Source organism: Rhizomicrobium palustre, assembly GCF_011761565.1.
Taxonomy (GTDB): domain Bacteria; phylum Pseudomonadota; class Alphaproteobacteria; order Micropepsales; family Micropepsaceae; genus Rhizomicrobium; species Rhizomicrobium palustre.
Map to the genome: position 1 here is coordinate 3256962 of NZ_JAASRM010000001.1, position 17132 is coordinate 3274093.

At 61.3% G+C, this 17132-nt stretch carries 14 protein-coding genes; 10 read left to right on the top strand and 4 right to left on the bottom strand.

Translation table 11 applies throughout. The features are described 5' to 3' along the window. From FHS83_RS14375 to FHS83_RS14410, 8 genes are read left to right on the top strand one after another with little or no spacing between them, the layout of a single operon-like run. Positions 1 to 609 (top strand): NADH-quinone oxidoreductase subunit J, encoded by a 609-nt coding sequence (locus tag FHS83_RS14375; protein WP_167083629.1) that lies wholly within the window; start codon positions 1 to 3, stop codon positions 607 to 609. After that, complete coding sequence (nuoK, locus tag FHS83_RS14380) at positions 609 to 917, top strand: NADH-quinone oxidoreductase subunit NuoK (RefSeq protein WP_167083630.1); 309 nt, start codon at positions 609 to 611, stop codon at positions 915 to 917. The genes FHS83_RS14375 and nuoK overlap by 1 nt, the downstream gene beginning before the upstream one ends. 1 nt (position 918) lies before the next feature. After that, entirely contained in the window at positions 919 to 2910 is a 1992-nt protein-coding gene (gene nuoL / locus FHS83_RS14385) for an NADH-quinone oxidoreductase subunit L (protein WP_167083631.1), read from the top strand. Between the two features lie 6 nt (positions 2911 to 2916). Beyond that, positions 2917 to 4449, top strand: a complete 1533-nt coding sequence (locus FHS83_RS14390) for an NADH-quinone oxidoreductase subunit M (protein WP_167083632.1) — start codon at positions 2917 to 2919, stop codon at positions 4447 to 4449. Next, positions 4446 to 5882 carry an NADH-quinone oxidoreductase subunit NuoN gene (nuoN, locus tag FHS83_RS14395; RefSeq protein WP_167083633.1) on the top strand — a complete coding sequence of 479 codons (1437 nt, stop codon included), beginning with the start codon at positions 4446 to 4448 and terminating at the stop codon, positions 5880 to 5882. The genes FHS83_RS14390 and nuoN overlap by 4 nt, the downstream gene beginning before the upstream one ends. Then, the gene (locus tag FHS83_RS14400; RefSeq protein WP_208414811.1) at positions 5831 to 6619 is read left to right on the top strand and encodes a biotin--[acetyl-CoA-carboxylase] ligase; all 789 of its coding nucleotides are present in this window, start codon (positions 5831 to 5833) and stop codon (positions 6617 to 6619) included. Before nuoN ends, FHS83_RS14400 begins: the two co-directional genes overlap by 52 nt. Before the next feature lie 42 nt (positions 6620 to 6661). Next, entirely contained in the window at positions 6662 to 7435 is a 774-nt protein-coding gene (locus FHS83_RS14405) for a type III pantothenate kinase (protein ID WP_167083634.1), read from the top strand. A gap of 21 nt (positions 7436 to 7456) precedes the next feature. Continuing rightward, positions 7457 to 9109: an MBL fold metallo-hydrolase RNA specificity domain-containing protein gene (locus FHS83_RS14410; protein ID WP_208414813.1), complete on the top strand. Its 1653-nt coding sequence runs from the start codon at positions 7457 to 7459 to the stop codon at positions 9107 to 9109. Between the two features lie 801 nt (positions 9110 to 9910). Here the strand turns inward: FHS83_RS14410 and FHS83_RS14415 are convergent. After that, positions 9911 to 10861 (bottom strand): alpha/beta hydrolase, encoded by a 951-nt coding sequence (locus FHS83_RS14415; protein ID WP_167083635.1) that lies wholly within the window; start codon positions 10859 to 10861, stop codon positions 9911 to 9913. 151 nt (positions 10862 to 11012) lie between these two features. On the opposite strand from FHS83_RS14415, the gene mce reads away from it, so the two are divergent. Next, positions 11013 to 11411: a methylmalonyl-CoA epimerase gene (gene mce, locus FHS83_RS14420; protein ID WP_167083636.1), complete on the top strand. Its 399-nt coding sequence runs from the start codon at positions 11013 to 11015 to the stop codon at positions 11409 to 11411. A gap of 36 nt (positions 11412 to 11447) precedes the next feature. Here mce and FHS83_RS14425 read toward each other — a convergent pair whose 3' ends face one another. Then, on the bottom strand, positions 11448 to 11849 hold the full coding sequence (locus tag FHS83_RS14425) for a DUF1842 domain-containing protein (RefSeq protein WP_167083637.1): 402 nt from the start codon (positions 11847 to 11849) through the stop codon (positions 11448 to 11450). 111 nt (positions 11850 to 11960) lie between these two features. After that, positions 11961 to 13115 carry an NCS2 family permease gene (locus FHS83_RS14430; protein WP_167083638.1) on the bottom strand — a complete coding sequence of 385 codons (1155 nt, stop codon included), beginning with the start codon at positions 13113 to 13115 and terminating at the stop codon, positions 11961 to 11963. 360 nt (positions 13116 to 13475) lie between these two features. Here FHS83_RS14430 and FHS83_RS14435 point away from each other — a divergent pair, with 360 nt between their 5' ends. Further along, positions 13476 to 15083: a hypothetical protein gene (locus FHS83_RS14435; RefSeq protein WP_167083639.1), complete on the top strand. Its 1608-nt coding sequence runs from the start codon at positions 13476 to 13478 to the stop codon at positions 15081 to 15083. 16 nt (positions 15084 to 15099) lie between these two features. Here the strand turns inward: FHS83_RS14435 and FHS83_RS14440 are convergent, their stop codons facing one another. Beyond that, a complete protein-coding gene (locus FHS83_RS14440; protein ID WP_167083640.1) occupies positions 15100 to 16995 on the bottom strand; it encodes a glycoside hydrolase in 1896 nt (631 codons plus the stop codon). Positions 16996 to 17132 lie beyond the last annotated feature (137 nt).

A 17132-nucleotide genomic window follows, 5' to 3' on the forward strand; every position in this document is an offset into this window, starting at 1 on the left:
ATGATCTTGCAAGCAATCGCATTCTATATGTTCGCCGCGGTGCTGCTTCTCAGCGGACTGGTGGTGATCAATGCCAGGAACCCGGTTTACTCCGTGCTGTTCCTGATCCTCGCCTTCTTCAACGCTGCGGGTCTTTTCGTGCTGCTGGGGGCAGAGTTCCTCGCCATGCTGCTGGTCATTGTTTATGTCGGCGCGGTGGCGGTGCTCTTCCTCTTCGTGGTGATGATGCTCGATGTCGACTTCGCCGAGCTGAAGAAGGGCGCGCAGTCCTACCTTCTGCCGGGCCTTGGCATAGGCGGCCTCCTGGTCGCCGAGCTTTTCATCGCGGTCGCTTCGCAGTGGAACTTCGCCACCAAGGCGGTGCGCGGCGCGGCGATGCCTTCGGGTGTCACCAACACCGCCGCGCTGGGGCACATTCTCTACACAGATTACGTCTTCTACTTCGAGACGGCGGGCATGATCCTGCTCGTTGCCATGATCGGGGCCATCGTTCTGACGCTGCGCCATAAGCCGGGCGTGCGCCGCCAGAAGGCTTGGGACCAGATCAGCCGCGAGAAGGCGGATTCACTGGCGCTCGTCGATGTGAAGCCGGGCGAGGGGGTACAATAATGGAAATCGGACTCGGCCATTATCTGGCAGTCGCCGCCGCGCTGTTCACCATCGGCGTGTTCGGCATCTTCCTCAACCGGAAGAACATCATCATCATCTTGATGTCGGTTGAGCTGATCCTCTTGTCGGTCAACATCAACTTCGTGGCGTTCTCGAGCTATCTCGGCGATCTCATGGGACAGGTCTTCGCCCTGTTCGTGCTCACGGTCGCCGCCGCCGAGGCCGCCATCGGTCTTGCCATCCTCGTCGTCTACTTCCGCAACCGCAACACCATCGCGGTCGACGACGTCAACCTGATGAAGGGCTGATATGTTGTACGCAGCGCTCGTATTCATCCCGATCATCGCCGCCACCTTCGTCGGCGTCTTCCAGCGCTGGCTCGGGGCACGGCCGTCGGAGCTCATCACCACGATCGGGCTCTTCACCAGCCTCGCGCTCTCGGTTTACGCATTCTACGACGTGGCCATTCTCGGCCATGCCCAGATCGCCACGCTCTGGCAGTGGATCGCCTCCGGCGACTTCACCACCAGCTGGCAGGTGAGGGTAGACACGCTCACGGCGGTCATGCTGGTCGTGGTGACCGGCGTTTCCAGCCTCGTGCACCTCTACTCCTTCGGCTATATGCACGACGATCCGGATCGTCCGCGCTTCTTCAGCTATCTCTCGCTCTTCACCTTCGCCATGCTGATGCTGGTGACGGCCAACAACTTCCTGCAGGTTTTCTTCGGCTGGGAAGGCGTGGGTCTGGCCTCTTATCTGCTCATCGGCTTCTGGTACAAGAAGCCTAGCGCCAACGCCGCGGCCTTGAAGGCCTTCGTGGTCAACCGCGTCGGCGATTTCGGCTTCATGCTTGGCATCTTCGCGATCTACTGGACCTTTGGAACGCTCGATTTCGATGCAGTGTTCCAGGCGGCGCCGGATTTTGCGGGCAAGACCTTCCTCTTCGCCGGTCATCAGGTCGATATCCTGACCACCATCTGCCTGCTTCTGTTCGTGGGTGCGATGGGTAAGTCGGCCCAGCTCGGCCTGCACACCTGGCTGCCGGACGCAATGGAAGGCCCGACCCCGGTCTCCGCGCTGATCCATGCCGCCACCATGGTGACGGCGGGCGTGTTCCTGGTCTGCCGCGCCTCGCCGCTGTTCGAGCTGGCGCCGGTCGCCTTGCAGTTCGTCACCATCATCGGCGCCACCACGGCATTCTTCGCCGCCTCGGTGGGCCTGTTCCAGAACGATATCAAGCGCGTGATCGCCTATTCGACCTGCTCGCAGCTCGGCTACATGTTCGTGGCGGCTGGCGTGTCGGCCTATGGCGCGGCCATGTTCCACCTCTTCACCCATGCCTTCTTCAAGGCGCTGCTGTTCTTGTCAGCGGGTGCGGTGATCGTCGCCATGCATCACGAGCAGGACATGCGCAAGATGGGCGGCCTTCGTAAGCAGCTTCCCTTCACCTATTGGATGATGCTGATCGGCAATCTGGCGCTCACCGGCGTCGGCCTTCCGGTCGCGGGGATCGGCCTTGCCGGTTTCTATTCCAAGGATGCGATCATCAACTCGGCCTATCTCTCGGGCACGACTGTCGGCCAATATGCCTTCGTGATGACCCTGGTCGCGGCCGCCATGACCTCCTTCTATTCCTGGCGTCAATTCCTCATGACTTTCCACGGCCGCTATCGCGGTCTTGATCACCACCATGACGAGGCTCATGCCCATCATGATGATCACGGCCACCATGCGCCCAAGCTGGAAGAGGTGCATGAGCCCACGACCGTCATGCTGATCCCGCTTGGCGTGCTCGCCGTTGGCGCGGTCATCGCGGGCTTTGCTTTCGTGCACTTCTTCATCGGCGAGGGCGAGTTCTGGCGCGGTGCGGTTGCGCTCGCCTTCGGCCACAATGCCGAGCACGAGCACGACATCCCGCTTCTGGTGGAATTCGCGCCGCTGCTCCTGACCGCCCTCGGCTTCGGCATCGCGTATTACTTCTACATCGTGAAGCCGGAACTGCCCGCGCAGCTCGCGGCGAAGAAGGGCGTTCTCTATCTCTTCCTGTATCGCAAATGGTACTTCGACGAGATCTACAACTTCCTCTTTGTGCAGCCAGCCAAAGCCATCGGTCGCTTCCTATGGAAATGGGGCGACGGCAAAACCATCGACGGGCTCGGGCCCGACGGCGTTGCCGCCCGCATCCTTGATGCCACGCGTGGCGCGGTCCGGCTGCAATCCGGTTACGTCTATCACTACGCCTTCGCCATGCTGATCGGCGTGGTGGGCCTGGCGACCTTTTTCATGTGGACCTGGAGGTAAGGCGCCATGAATCACCTCCTTTCCATCATCACCTTCCTGCCGCTGCTCGGGGTTCTGGCGATCCTCGCCACCAAGGGCAGTGACGCCACACGCTCCACCACGGCGCGCTGGGTTGCCTTGATCGTCACCGTGATCGATGCCGTGCTCACGGTGTATCTGTGGAGCGGCTTCGACGGGTCGACTGCGGCCTACCAGTTTGTCGAACAGGCCGAATGGTTCGGTCCCGGCACCGGCATCACCTATCACATGGGTGTGGACGGCATTTCGGTGCTCTTCATTGTGCTGACGGGCCTTCTGATGCCCTTCACCATCCTGTCGAGCTGGGATGCTGTGAAAACCCGCGTGCCCGAATACATGATCGCGTTCCTGGTTTTGGAAACGCTGATGATGGGCGTCTTCGCGGCGCTGGACCTGTTCCTCTTCTACGTCTTCTTCGAAGGCGGGCTGATCCCGATGTTCCTGATCATCGGTATCTGGGGCGGCAAGCGGCGCGTCTATGCGAGCTTCAAGTTCTTCCTCTACACGCTCTTGGGCTCGCTTTTGATGCTGCTGGCGATGCTGTGGATGTACCTGACCACGGGCACCTCCGACATCCCCACCATCATTGCGACGGCGCATTTCCCGGTCTGGGCGCAGTACTTCCTCTGGTTCGCCTTCTTCGCGAGCTTCGCGGTGAAGATGCCGATGTGGCCGGTCCATACCTGGCTGCCGGATGCGCACGTCGAAGCGCCAACCGCGGGCTCGGTGATCCTCGCCGCCATTCTCTTGAAGATGGGCGGTTACGGGTTCCTGCGCTTCTCGCTGCCGATGTTCGCCTCGGCCTCGGCCGATCTGGCTCCGCTGGTCTTTGCCATGTCGGTGATCGCCATCATCTACACCTCGCTGGTGGCCTTGGCGCAGGAAGACATCAAGAAGCTGATCGCCTATTCCTCGGTCGCCCATATGGGCTTCGTGACCATGGGCATCTTCACGCTGACCCAGCAGGGCATTGATGGCGGCATATTCCAGATGCTGAGCCATGGTGTCGTGTCGGGCGCGCTCTTCCTCTGCGTCGGTGTGGTCTACGACCGCATGCACACCCGCGAGATTGCCGCCTATGGCGGGCTGGTGAACCGCATGCCGGTTTACGCGGCCTTCTTCATGGTCTTCGCGCTCGCCAATATCGGTCTGCCGGGCACCTCGGGCTTCATCGGTGAGTTCCTCACCATGCTGGGCGTCTTCCATGTCCAGACCTGGGTGGCGATCTTCGCCGCCACGGGCGTGATCCTCTCCGCCGCCTATATGCTCTACCTCTACTGGCGCGTGATCTTCGGCGATCTCGTCAAGCCCGCGCTGCAGAGCATCAAGGACCTCACCTTGCGCGAAGCCGCGATCCTGGCCCCCATGGTGGTGGTGACGATCCTGATGGGCGTGTATCCGAAGTTCGTCTTCGACGTCACCTCGACCTCGGTCGCGCATCTCATCCAGCAGCACCACACCGCGCTGGCCTATGACCGCAGCACGCATCAATCCGTTCATCTGGCGAGGAACGCCCAATGACCATCTCGCATGATCTTCTTGTCGTGGCGCCGGAACTGATCCTCGCGGTCGGTTCCATGGTGGCCCTGATGATCGGCGCGGCGACGGGCGAGGGCTCGGCCAAGCTCGTTTCGATCCTGATGGCCTTGCTGATGTTCCTCATCGGCTGTGTGGTGGTGACGGCGGAGCCGGCGACGGCCTTCGGTGGCGCCTTCACGGTCGATGCCTTCTCGCGCTTTGCCAAGCTTCTGATCCTGGGCACGGCAGCGCTCTGCACCATCATGGCCTCGAACTTCTTCAGCCTCGATAAGCAGAACCGCTTCGAACTTCCTGTTCTGATTGGCCTTTCCACCCTCGGTATGATGGTGATGGTGTCGGCGGGAAGCTTCCTCTCGCTCTATCTCGGCCTCGAATTGCAGTCGCTGGCGCTTTATGTGCTCGCCGCCTTCAACCGCGATAGCGTGCGCTCCACTGAAGCGGGCCTGAAGTATTTCGTTCTCGGCGCGCTCTCCTCGGGCATGATGCTCTATGGCATTTCGCTGATCTACGGCTTCACTGGTTCGATCGAGTTCTCGGCGGTGGCGGGCATCATCGTCGGCTCGGGCGTTTCCATCGGCCTGATCTTCGGCCTCGTGTTCCTGATCGCGGGCCTCTGCTTCAAGATTTCGGCGGTGCCGTTCCATATGTGGGCGCCGGACGTCTATGAAGGTGCGCCGACCCCCATCACCGCCTTCTTCACCACTGCGGCGAAGGTTGCAGCGCTGGCGCTGATGATCCGCGCCATCCTGGTGCCGTTCCCGGGTGCCTTCCATCAGTGGCAGCAGATCATCGTGGTGGTCTCGGTGCTCTCGATGTGGCTTGGCGCCGTGGCGGCGATTGGCCAGAACAACATCAAGCGTCTGATGGCCTATAGCTCCATCGGCCATATGGGCTATGCCTTGCTCGGTCTTGCAGCGGGCACGCAGGAAGGCGCCAAGGGCATGCTGGTCTACATCGCCTATTACGCCATCACCAATATCGGCACCTTCGTCTGCATCCAGGCGATGCGCCGCGACGGCAAGCCGGTGGAATCGATCTCTGACCTCGCTGGCCTTGCCCGCAGCCGTCCGGCTTTCGCCTTCGCGCTCTCCGCGCTGATGTGGAGCCTTGCCGGTCTGCCGCCGCTGGGTGGCATCGTCGCCAAGATCTACGTCTTCGGTGCCGCGGTGCATGCAGGCCTGTTCTGGCCGGCTGTGCTGGGCGTGCTCGCAAGCTGCGTGGCCGCTTACTACTATCTGCGCATCGCCAAGGTCATCTACTTCGATGAACCTGCCAAGGGCTTCGACAAGGGCTTCGGTGGTCCCGGCATGGGGCTGATCCTGGCGGGTTCGACTGTATTCACTGTGGCGCTCATCGCGGTGCCGTGGGTGCTGGTCAGCCCGGCGGGCGTGGCGGCTTCGGCTATCTTGCATTGACGTCTTGGCCATCAGGCTGCGGCCTCCTCGAATTTGTGGACATCGACTCCACGAATGAGGAGGCCCGTCGGCGGGCGCTGGCGGGCGAGGCGGGGCCGCTCTGGATCACCGCCGAACGTCAGACCAAGGGGAGGGGGCGGCGCGGTCGCGTCTGGCAAGCCCCGCCGGGCAATCTCTCCGCCACGCTTCTGATCCGGCCCGATCGCCCTGCCCAAGAGTGCGCCCAGCTTTCCTTTGCCGCGGCGCTGGCGGTGTCCGACATGCTCGCTCATTACGCGAGCAGGCACGACATCCGTCTCAAATGGCCGAATGACGTCTTGGTCGAAGGGCGGAAAATCGCCGGAATCCTGCTGGAATCCGAAACCCAGCCGGATGGGCTGATGCGCTTTCTCGCCATCGGCATTGGCGTCAATCTCGCCGCTTTCCCGCCCGAGACGGAATTTCCTGCCACCGCTTTGGGGGCTCTGGGGCTGACCCCGCCTGCGCCAAAGGCCGCGCTCACCCGCCTCGCTGGCGCCTTTTTGAAATGGTATGAGGTCTGGCGCGGGGAGGGTTTCGCCCCCTTGCGTGCGGCGTGGCTCGCCCGGGCTTATGGAATTGGGCGGCCCATCCGGGTTCGCCTCGCGGCGGAAGACATCCATGGCGTATTCCGCGATCTCGATGAGACGGGCGCGCTGCTCCTGGAGCTTCCGAATGGCGCGGTGCGGACCATCGCCGCCGGTGAGGTGTTTTTCTAAGTTCACCTGACCTCTCACCAATGGGGAGGTAGGAGAGATTGCATGCTTCTGGCCATCGATGTCGGCAATACCAATATCGTTTTCGCGGTCTTTGACGGCGAGACTATCCGCTGCCAATGGCGCACCGTCACTCAGCCCACGCGCACCGCCGATGAATATGCCGTGCTTCTGAAATCGCTGATGGAGCTGAACGAGCTTTCCTTCGCCGATTTCGATGGCGCCATCATCGCCACCGTGGTGCCCGCCGCGCTGTTTGATCTGCGCCAGCTCTGCAAACTCTATTTCAAGCTCGATCCTCTGGTGATCGGCGATCCGGCCGTGAAGCTCGGCCTCAACATTCTCACCAAGCGCCCGGAAGCGGTGGGTGCCGACCGTCTGGTCAATGCGGTGGCGGCGCATGCGCTTTATGGCGGACCGGCCATCGTGGTTGATTTCGGCACCGCCACCACCTTCGACATTGTTGCCGCCAATGGCGATTACGAGGGCGGCATCATTTCGCCCGGCATCAATCTTTCGGCGGAGGCGCTGCACAAGGCTGCCGCCGCGCTGCCGCGGGTGGCTGTCGCCCGCACTCTTTCCGTGATCGGCAAGGACACGGTGCCCGCGATGCAGTCCGGCCTCTACTGGGGCTATATCGGTCTCATCGAAGGCATCGTGAACCGCACCAAAGCCGAGTACGGCGAGGCGATGACGGTGATCGCAACCGGCGGGCTCGGCCGCGTCTTCTATCGCCAAACGGCGGCAATCGATCATTACGACCCGGATTTGACTATTCGCGGCCTGGTGCAGCTTTACGCGCGCAATAAAGCCGAGTGATAAAAATAGAAAGCAGAGTTGGTGGCGAAAATTAACGACGACGAGTTGGTGCTTCTCCCGCTGGGTGGCGCGGGCGAGATTGGGATGAACTTCAACGCCTATGGCTATGGCCCTGGCGAGGACAAGCAATGGCTGGTGCTGGATTGCGGCGTCTTGTTTGGCCGTGAGGCTGCGACCCCTGGCGTCGATCTCATTGTGCCGGATATCTCTTTCCTTGCCGAACGCCGCCGAGATGTTCTCGCCATTGTCGCGACCCATGCCCATGAAGATCACATCGGCGCCATCCATCTTTTGTGGCCGATGCTGAAATGCCCGGTCTATGCCACGCCGTTCACGGCGAAGCTGATCGAAGGCAAGCTGATCGAGGCAGGCATCCGCGAAAAGGTGAAGCTGCACGAGATCCCGCTGCATGGAAAATTCTCCATCGGGCCTTACGATCTGGAACTCGTCTCCATCACCCATTCTATTCTCGAGCCCAATGCGGTGGCGATCAAAACCCCGCTCGGCACGGTGGTGCATACTGGCGATTGGAAGATCGATCCCGCGCCGCAGCTTGGCGAAGCGACGGACATCAACCGCTTCAAGGCGCTGGGCGACGAGGGCGTGCTGGCAATGGTCTGTGACTCCACCAACGCGCTGGTGGAAGGCCATTCCGGTTCTGAAGGCGATGTGAAAAAATCGCTCACCGAACTCATCGGCACGCTGAAGGGCCGTATCGCGGTCACCGCTTTCGCCTCCAATGTGGCGCGCGTCGATACCATCGCCAAGGCCGCGAAGGCCAATGGCCGCCATATCGTGCTTGTCGGTCGCGCCATGCATAAGATCGTGCAGGCCGCCAAAGACAGCGGCTATCTGAAAGACTTCCCGCCCATCCTCGATCCTGAGGATGCGGAGAATTTGCCCGCCTCCAAGGTGCTCTACATCTGCACCGGCAGCCAAGGTGAAAGCCGCGCCGCGCTTACCCGCATCGCCGCGGGTGAGCATGTGGTCAAGCTCGGGCCGGGCGACAGCGTGATCTTTTCCTCGCGCATCATTCCGGGCAACGAGATCGGCATCTTCGATCTGCATAACAAGCTGACGGCGCTGGGTGTCGATGTTCTGTCGGCGGACGATCACTTCGTCCATGTCTCGGGCCATCCCTGCCGCGGCGAGCTTTCTGAGATGTATGGCTGGGTCAGGCCCAAGATCGCCGTGCCGGTGCATGGCGAGCTGCGCCATATGCATGCCCATGCCGAACTCGCCAAATCCTTGCAGGTGAGCCAGGCCGTGGTGATCGAGAATGGGCATATGCTCCGCCTTGCGCCGGGCAGGGCATCGGTAATCGATGAAACGCCCGCGGGGCGCGTGCATCTCGATGGCGAGGTGCTGGTGGCGGAGGGCCTCGGCTTGGCGCGGGCGCGCCGCTCGCTCAGTTTCGCAGGCATGATCGCGATCACGCTGGTGCTGGACGGCAAGGGCCGCCCGGCAACCGAAGCCTCCATCATCTTCGAAGGCATTCCAGAGCCGGTGCATGAGGCCGTGCGCGAAGCGGTGGAGAAATGCCTGCATCGCCATAACCCGAAGAAGGACGACGAGGGCAAGCTGAAAGAAGCGGTGCGCCGCGCGGCGCGCTCCACCGCCAATGACGCTTGGGGCAAAAAGCCGATCACGCGGGTGGATGTGGTGGTGGTGTAGCATCTTTCCGGCTGAAGACAGGTCTGCGCGCTCTGCTGCGTTTGCAGCAGAGGGGCGGTGCGGGGCGCCAGAGGCGGCGTGCAGCACAGTTTATTCGCTTCAAGCATGGTGACTTGAAGCCATCGCGTATATCCGCCTTCCGGCGTCCCGCACCCGGCGTTCTATGACGTGACATCGGCCGCGCTATCACCCGAAAGATTTCGCGGTGAAGCGGCTTTCGCAACGGTCCGGGGCCTGACCCGCAATCGTTCCAAAACACCGTTTCAGCGCAGCCTTCCGACCAGCGACGTCTCGCGCGCATCTGCTCTCTGGAGCGTCTCCATTGGTGAGCAGGCGGGGCGACCGAGCACACCCTTTGCTGTCCCCGGTTCGTTACTCCGGTTGGGCAAAGCGCCGATCACAGCTCGCAAATCGGACGACCGGTTCGCCCCCTCTTCGAGCTGCAACGGGTGAAGTGTAAGTCCGGTTTGAAAGAGGGGGATAGATTTTTGGAAGTTTTTTTACGCGCGGGGGATTGGTGAGATGCGCGAAGAGGTTAGTGCGTTTGTGGAATTGGTTGATGTGGGGGATAGAGTTCTTTCCAAGCACATCCATTTAACCTCCCCGCAAGGGGGAGGTTAAATGGGGATCACATTGTCATCCCTGCCGAAGTGCGCGCTGCGAAGCAGAGTGCACGCAGGTTGGTAGCGCCAGCGAAATCTGCGCTGGCGTAGAAGCGGGTCCCAGATCGCGCCCGCGTGCCAGATGACGCGATCATCGCGGGCGCGTCCGGGATGACAATTTGGTTTTCCCTTCCCTAAGTTACTTCTTCGGGCTCAGCATGCCGTGCATGTCCAGCCAGCGGACATATTCCTCGAACCAGCCGGTGCTGGTGGTTTTTTTCGGATACATGCCGAAGCCATGGCCGCCTTGTTCGAAGAGGTGGAATTCCACCGGCTTCTTCGCCGCGCGCCAGCTATCGATCAAGCCATAGCCGCCATTGCCGAACAACGGATCGTCGGCCGCGAGGCCTACGAACATCGGCGGCGCATCCGCCGGAACCGCGACCGGTGCCATGGAGCCATAAATGATGCCGATGAAGGCAGGCTTGGCGTCTTGGCCCGCCAGCGTCGTTGCCATGGTGAGGCCTGCACCCGCGGAGAAGCCAACCATGCCGATGCGATCAGGATCGATATGCCATTCGGCGGCGCGGCTGCGCACCAGCGCGAAAGCGGCGCGCGCATCGGCAATCTGCGGGCCAAGGCTTGCGTTCACATCATCGGCTGAGGTGGGGTTCGACGGGCGGGGGCCTTTGCCGACGCTGGCGAACATCGCCGCCATGGATTTTCCGAAGTCATCGATGCCCGCCGGGGTTTGGCGGAGCCGGTATTTGAGCACAAAAGCCGTGACGCCTTTGGCGGCCAGCGCCTTGGCGACATCCCAGCCTTCATTCTGCATGGAGAGCGTCATGAACCCGCCGCCGGGGGCGACGATGACGGCTGCGCCGCTCGCCTTGCCCGCATCGGGCAGGAAGGGCGTCAGCGTGGCGACGGTGACGTTGCGGGCGAAGACGCTGCCATATTGGCTGTGCCAGGATTCCTGCACCGTTGCGCCCGGCAATGGCCCGGTGTTGAGCGTGATGGCGTTCGGCTGCGCCGGTACCGCGATCGGCTCCATCTTGTCGCTCTGGGCCAGAGACGGCACCGCAAGGACGCATGCAAAGGCTAGAGTTGCCGCGGCCATGCGCAGCGTATTCGAAATTATGTGTGTCATGATGCTCCCCGTTTTTGCGCTCGTATGTTTGGCGCATCAAATACTCCTACAATATCAAGATGGGCATCACAACCGAAGCGCGCTATGCTCCCGTATTCGTGAGAGGCGCGTCATGAGGTAAGGGATGGGGGCAATGGATGGGAGCAAGCTTATGATCGGCCGTCTCAATCACGTCGCCATCGCCACCAGCGATCTTGCCAAAGCGGCGGCGGTCTATCGCGATCAATTGGGGGCGGAGGTCTCGGCGCCGGTCGATCTGCCGGAGCATGGCGTGACGGTGGTATTCGTCGCGCTGCCCAATACCAAGATCGAGCTTTTGCAGCCCTTGGGGGAGCATTCACCCATCGCGGCGTTTCTCGAAAAGAATCCGTCCGGCGGGATGCATCATCTCTGCTATGAGGTGGAAGATGTTGAAGCCGCCGCCGCGTATCTGAAAAGCCAAGGCGCGCGCGTGCTGGGTGAGATCAAGATCGGCGCGCATGGAAAGCCGGTGCTGTTCCTGCATCCCAAAGATTTCGGCGGTGTGCTGATCGAGTTGGAACAGGCCTGAACGGCGCCCGGGGAAGGGCGCCGTCCGTATACGGATTTATTGCGCCAGCCATTCCACCGAGACCAGGGCCTTGGAAACGACCGTGGGATGCGGCGTGTCGTTATAGACCATGAAGCTGCCCGTGCCCTTACTGGCCCAGATGCCATCCAGCGCGATGACGAGCTGGGAGATATAGGTCGCGCCGAGGCGTGGCGGGATCGCATGACCCTGCAGCGAGAAGATCTGCTGTGTGCTGCCGAGGCCGGTGGCATGCACGACGCCGGTGAAGGCAGTGGGCGCATGCGGCGGGGGATTGATGGCCTGGTTCAGCTCGCCGGTGCCATTCACGATGCTGGTGCCCGCGGGGACCGTCAGCACGGCCTTGACCGTTGGCGCGCCATCGGCGCCTGTCGTGATCGTGAAAATACCGGTTTGGTTCAACGGATGTGGATTGGACATGAAGCCCTCCAGATGTTGTGAAGGGCTCAGTATACAACCAAAAGAATAAGTTATCTATATTAACTCAACTAATGAGAGTGGTTCTCCCTCGCTTAACATTGGCACCTGCATTCAGCCACCTAAGTTGAAGGCGATCTTGGCCGCGAATGCCGCTGCGATAATCGCCACCGCCCAATTGAGGTCGCGCCAGCGCCCCGCCACCAGCTTCAGCACCACAAAGGCGATGAAGCCGATGCCGATGCCGGTGGCGATGGAATAGGTGAGGGGAATGGCGAGCGCGGTGAGAAGCGCAGGCGCGGCTTCAGTTAGATCGTCCCAGTGAATTTCCTTGAGGCCTTTGACCATCAGCGCGGCGACAAAGATCAGCGCCGGCGCCGTAGCAAAACCGGGCACAGCAAGTGCGAGCGGGCTGAAGAACAGCGCGAGCAGGAAGAGAAGGCCGACGACGACCGCCGTCAGCCCCGTGCGTCCGCCCGCCTGAATGCCCGCCGCGCTTTCGATGTAGGCGGTAAGCGGCGAGGTGCCGAGCACGGCGCCGATCATGCTGCCAAACGCGTCGGTGGTGAGCGCGCGCCTGAGGTTCGGAATGCGCCCTTTTTCGTCCAGCATATTGGCTTGATAGGCGACGGCGGTCAGCGTGCCGGAAGCATCGAGCATTTCGACCAGGAGGAAGATCAGCACCGCGCCGATCACCCGGCGATGGGCGAGGGCGACGATCACGACCAACCCCGCGCCCGCCAGAAGCACTTCAGGGGAATTGAGCTCGCCCGCCATCATCGGCACGCCGTTATGGCCGCTGACCACGAAGCCGGCGTTGTAAAGACCGATAAAGGCGAGGAAGAATCCGATACCCGCTGCGATGGAAAGCTTCAGGCTGCGAGGAATCGCGTTGATCAGCCACTCGCGGGCAGGCGTGATCGAGATAGCCACGAATAAGATGCCGCTAAGGAAGACGCAGCCGAAGCCCAACCGCCAATCCATGTTCAGGCCAGGCACCACGCTGTACGCAAAATAGGCATTCAGCCCCATGCCCGGCGCCAGCGCTACGGGAAGTTTGGCGTAAAGCCCCATCATCAAGGTCGTCAGCGCCGCCGCAAGGCAGGTCGCCACGAAGACCGATTCATAGGGAAGCGAGCCCAACGAATGCAGCGTGGTGGGATTTAAGACCACGATATAGGCCATGGTCAGGAAGGTGGTGAGACCAGCTATCACCTCGCGACGCAAGGTTGTTCCGTGGGCGGAGAGTTGGAAAAAACGCTCGAACATAGGCCCCCCAATGCATGAGAGGCCAAGCTAAAGCGATGCGGCATGGGCTACAATGCGAAAGGCCGGGCGTTGGCCCGGCCTTTCTTCCGCAGGGTCCCCCCCGACGGATACCTCTCCCCGAACTTGGCCGTTCACGAGCTTAGGCGCTGGCCTTTTTTTCTTCGGTTTATGTGGGCCATCTTGTAGTCGCATTTCATGCAATTGTCACGATGGATTGCGTAAGGAGTGACCCCTATTTGCCTGAAAAATTCGCGGCGCTCTGTCTCGTGACAGCGCTGCCATTTATAGCGATTATAAGGTAACCGGTGACATAATCCCGCCAAGCTTGACACTGCTCCCTCCAAACCGGAGCTTTGGCCTATGCGCGGGTGGGTGGGGTTGCTGTTCGGGGCGTGTTTGATTCTTTCGGCGGGCCATGCCGAGGGCATCTGGCGCATTACCAAGGATCACTGGTCGGAGGCGGATGAGGCGGGCTTCTCCCGCTTCGTTCAGGCGATCGGGGAAAGCAACTGTTCCTCCTCGCAAAGCTGCTTGCGCGACCCCGCCAATCCTTTTCGGGACAGCGATAAGCACTTCCTCGATATCGACACCGATTGCGCCAAATGGGCGTATCTCTTGCGCGGCTACTACGCCTGGAAAAACGGTTTGCCGTTTTCTTTTGTCGATGGGGTGACGGGGGCGGGGGATGAGAAACATTCCTCCGCCGGTAATCGCCCTACGAGCCGCCGCGCCTTCGTCGATCATGGTGAGGGTATCGGCGGGGCCTCCGCTGTGCGGGAGCTGATTTCGTCGGTCTTCTCGGCGAATTTTCGCACCGATGCAGCGCGCGGTGACGGTGTGCTTGCCGATTTCTATGCGCCGCGCATCGCGCCCGGGGTGATCCGCCCCGGTACGGTGATCTACGACACCAATGCGCATGTCGGCATTGTCTATAAGGTCGATCCCGATGGCCGCATCTATTACATGGACGCGCATCCCGATTTCACCATCACCCGCAGCGTCTATGGCGCGCAGTTCGGCCAGAGCCCCGCCAAGCTTGGCGGCGGCCTGAAGAACTGGCGCCCTTTGAAGCTGGTGGGTGCGCAGGACGATGGCAAAGGCCATCTCATTGGCGGGCGCATCGTGGCGGCGAAGAATGGCGAGATCGCCGATTTCTCGCTTGAGCAATATAGCGGCACCGAGCCCCACAGCAAAAAGCCGCGCTTTATTTGGGATGGCGAGGAGATGGGCTTCTACGCCTATGTCCGCACCGCCATGTCGGGCGGCAAGACGCCGTTCAATCCCTTGCACGAATTGCGCGTCACGCTGCGCGGGCTTTGCAGCGATCTGAAAGACCGCGCCGCGACGGTCGATCTTGCCATCAGTCAGAGGGTGCAAGAGGCGCCGCATCCCGCGCGGCTGCCTTCCAATATTTTCGATTCCGGCGATGCGGCGTGGGAGCAATACGCGACGCCCGCGCGCGATGCGCGGTTGCGCGCGGGTTTTGCCGATTTCTATTCCCAGATGGCGGCGATGATCGATCTGTGGGTGAAGCGCGATCCCAGGCTCATCTATGACGGGCTCGATCTGAAGACCGATATGCTTGCCGCCTATGATCGCGAGGCGAAAACCTGCGATCTCACCTATCTTAATTCCGCGAAACAGCCGGTGGCGCTGAGCCTTTTGGATATGCCCGCGCGGCTCTATGATATCAGCTACGACCCTTACGATTGCATTGAGCTGCGCTGGGGTGCGCGCGGTGAGGAACGCAAAACCTGCTCCAATGGCGAGCGTAAAAACCGCTGGTATGAAGCACAAGCGCGCTTGCGGCACATGAAGGAGCGCGCGACCAATACGGCCTATAGTTTGGACGATCTCGAATCCCGCCCGCCGCGCGATAGCGCCCCGCCGCCGGTAGACGTCCGCGCCCTGATCACCGCCATGCCTGCGCGCATACCGCTCGCCCCGATGCAGCCGGTGGGACGTTAGTTTGGGGCGTACAGGCTTATTGCTTAAACGGCGCAGGATCGGCGGGCGGGCAGACGTCTGACGGCTGTTTGTTGGGCCTGACAACGCGGACGCAATCGGGGCCTAGGTCGTTCCAGCTTTCGCTGCCGAAATTGGCGGTGATGCTGCGGCCATCGGCGAATTTTGTCTGCTGTACCGACTGATCCGGCGTCAGCCAGGCAAAGCCGGTGAGGGCGACGGGCACATCCGTTCCATGGATGCTGCGAAAATCATCTTGCGCGGCCTTGAGCCATGTTCCGACACGGGCGAGTTCGCGGCGGTCGAGATTCCAGATGGTGGGCGTGCCATAGAGCAGGGCACGGGCAAAGCGTTGGCGTTCCAGCCCGCGCATTTTCATCAAGCCGAATTCCCAGCGATCAAGCGCCACCACGCTGTCGTGAAAGGCAGCCTCGAACAAGGGCAGGCGGTCGGCGGCGCCGAACAAGAGGCGCACTTCGTCTGGCGTCGGCGTGTAGGGGGCGAAATAGATCGCCTGGCGCTCCGGGGGCCAATATCCGCCGAAGCGGTTCGCCTTCGGCTTTTCCCAGATGGCCATGACATGCGCCTGCGCTGTGCCATGAGAGTAATGGGCGACGGGCGCGCTCCAGGCGGTGACGTTCTCCGATCCCTGCAGCAGATCGAAACGGGAGAGGGCCAAGTCGAGCCGGGCCAAGCGGTGGGCGCGGTCTTTGGCTTTGGTCATGAGGTGGCCGGGGGTGAAATCGTTGTAGAAATCTCCGAAGGCATCGACATCGATGAAGACTTGGCTGGCACCTTCGGCGCGGTGATCGCGATAGCGTTCTGCCGGAACGAATGGCGTGCGTTGGGCGATTGCCTCACTGGACATCTCGCAGCCGCGATTGGCAAAGCCGGGAACAAGTTTGCCTTGCGCATCGTGCAAGCAGCCTGAGGGATAAAGGTCATCAGGCCATATCGCGGCGGGGCTGTCGGCGGTTTTCGCGGGCTGACCATTCTCGAAGGCGTCGTAAGGCCCGGCGAGATAGCCCTCGGTATAGGCTTTTTTCAGATAGGCCGGGCCAACGAGATGCTTGTCGCTGTGCGGGTCCTGGTCGTAGCTGAGGACGATGCGTTCGATACCGAGCTTTTTCAGATCGTCGAGAAAGGCAAGGTCGCGCCCGTCGCCCCAGACATAGGCATGCGGAGCGCCGAACAGCCGGGGCAGGTTGGTCACGGCCTTATCGGCAAAGGATTTGAACTGGCCATGTTCTTTGAGGAGCCTGCGGTAGAACAGGGCGGGCGCCAGCGGATTGGGTTTGCCGATATCGACATGCAGATCGATGGTTTCGGCGCCATCGGCGAAATCATGGACCAATTCTGCTTGCAGACCGTCTTTGTTTTGCAGGCACAGTTTCGATTGAAAGCCGTCGTCCAGCGCATAGGTGAGGGCATGGGTCTCGCTTATGTGGCTCCAGGCAGGAAAGGAAAGCAGCGTGGTGCCGCCAAGACATCTGCGGCGATGATAGACGTTTTGCCAGAAGGGATCATTCACCTGATAGGCCATGCCTTCGCCATCTGGGATCGACCATGTGCCCGATGCGACTTGCGGCATGGCCCAGGACAGAGAGGTGCCGGGTTTGCCCGAAATGATCAGGTGCAGGCCCGTGCCTTCTGCCGAGACATGAAACTCTCGGCCCTCAACATCGCTCCAACGCCAGCCTTGGCCTTCGGCGGTGACTGTGACGGATTCCGGCGCATGCAGTGGCGGCATAATTTGAAGAGGTGATGGTGCGGTGGCCCGGATCTCTAAGCTCGCTGGATCTATGGTGTAGGTGTTCGATCCCGCCTGGAGCTGAAGCGGGGCCGCAGGGGCCGGTATCGCGAGGCAGGCCCCGATCAGAACCGCACTTCCAACTCGCATGGTCACCTGTTTCACGAGAACTGCTCCTCTGCTGATCGGGCTTAAACTAGCTGTATTTACATCGCGCTTCTCACCAGCTTATCCTCGCACGTAATAGGTGATGTCGTGACAAGTGCGACCCTGGGTAATGGTTTTGTGCCGGCCTGGACGGT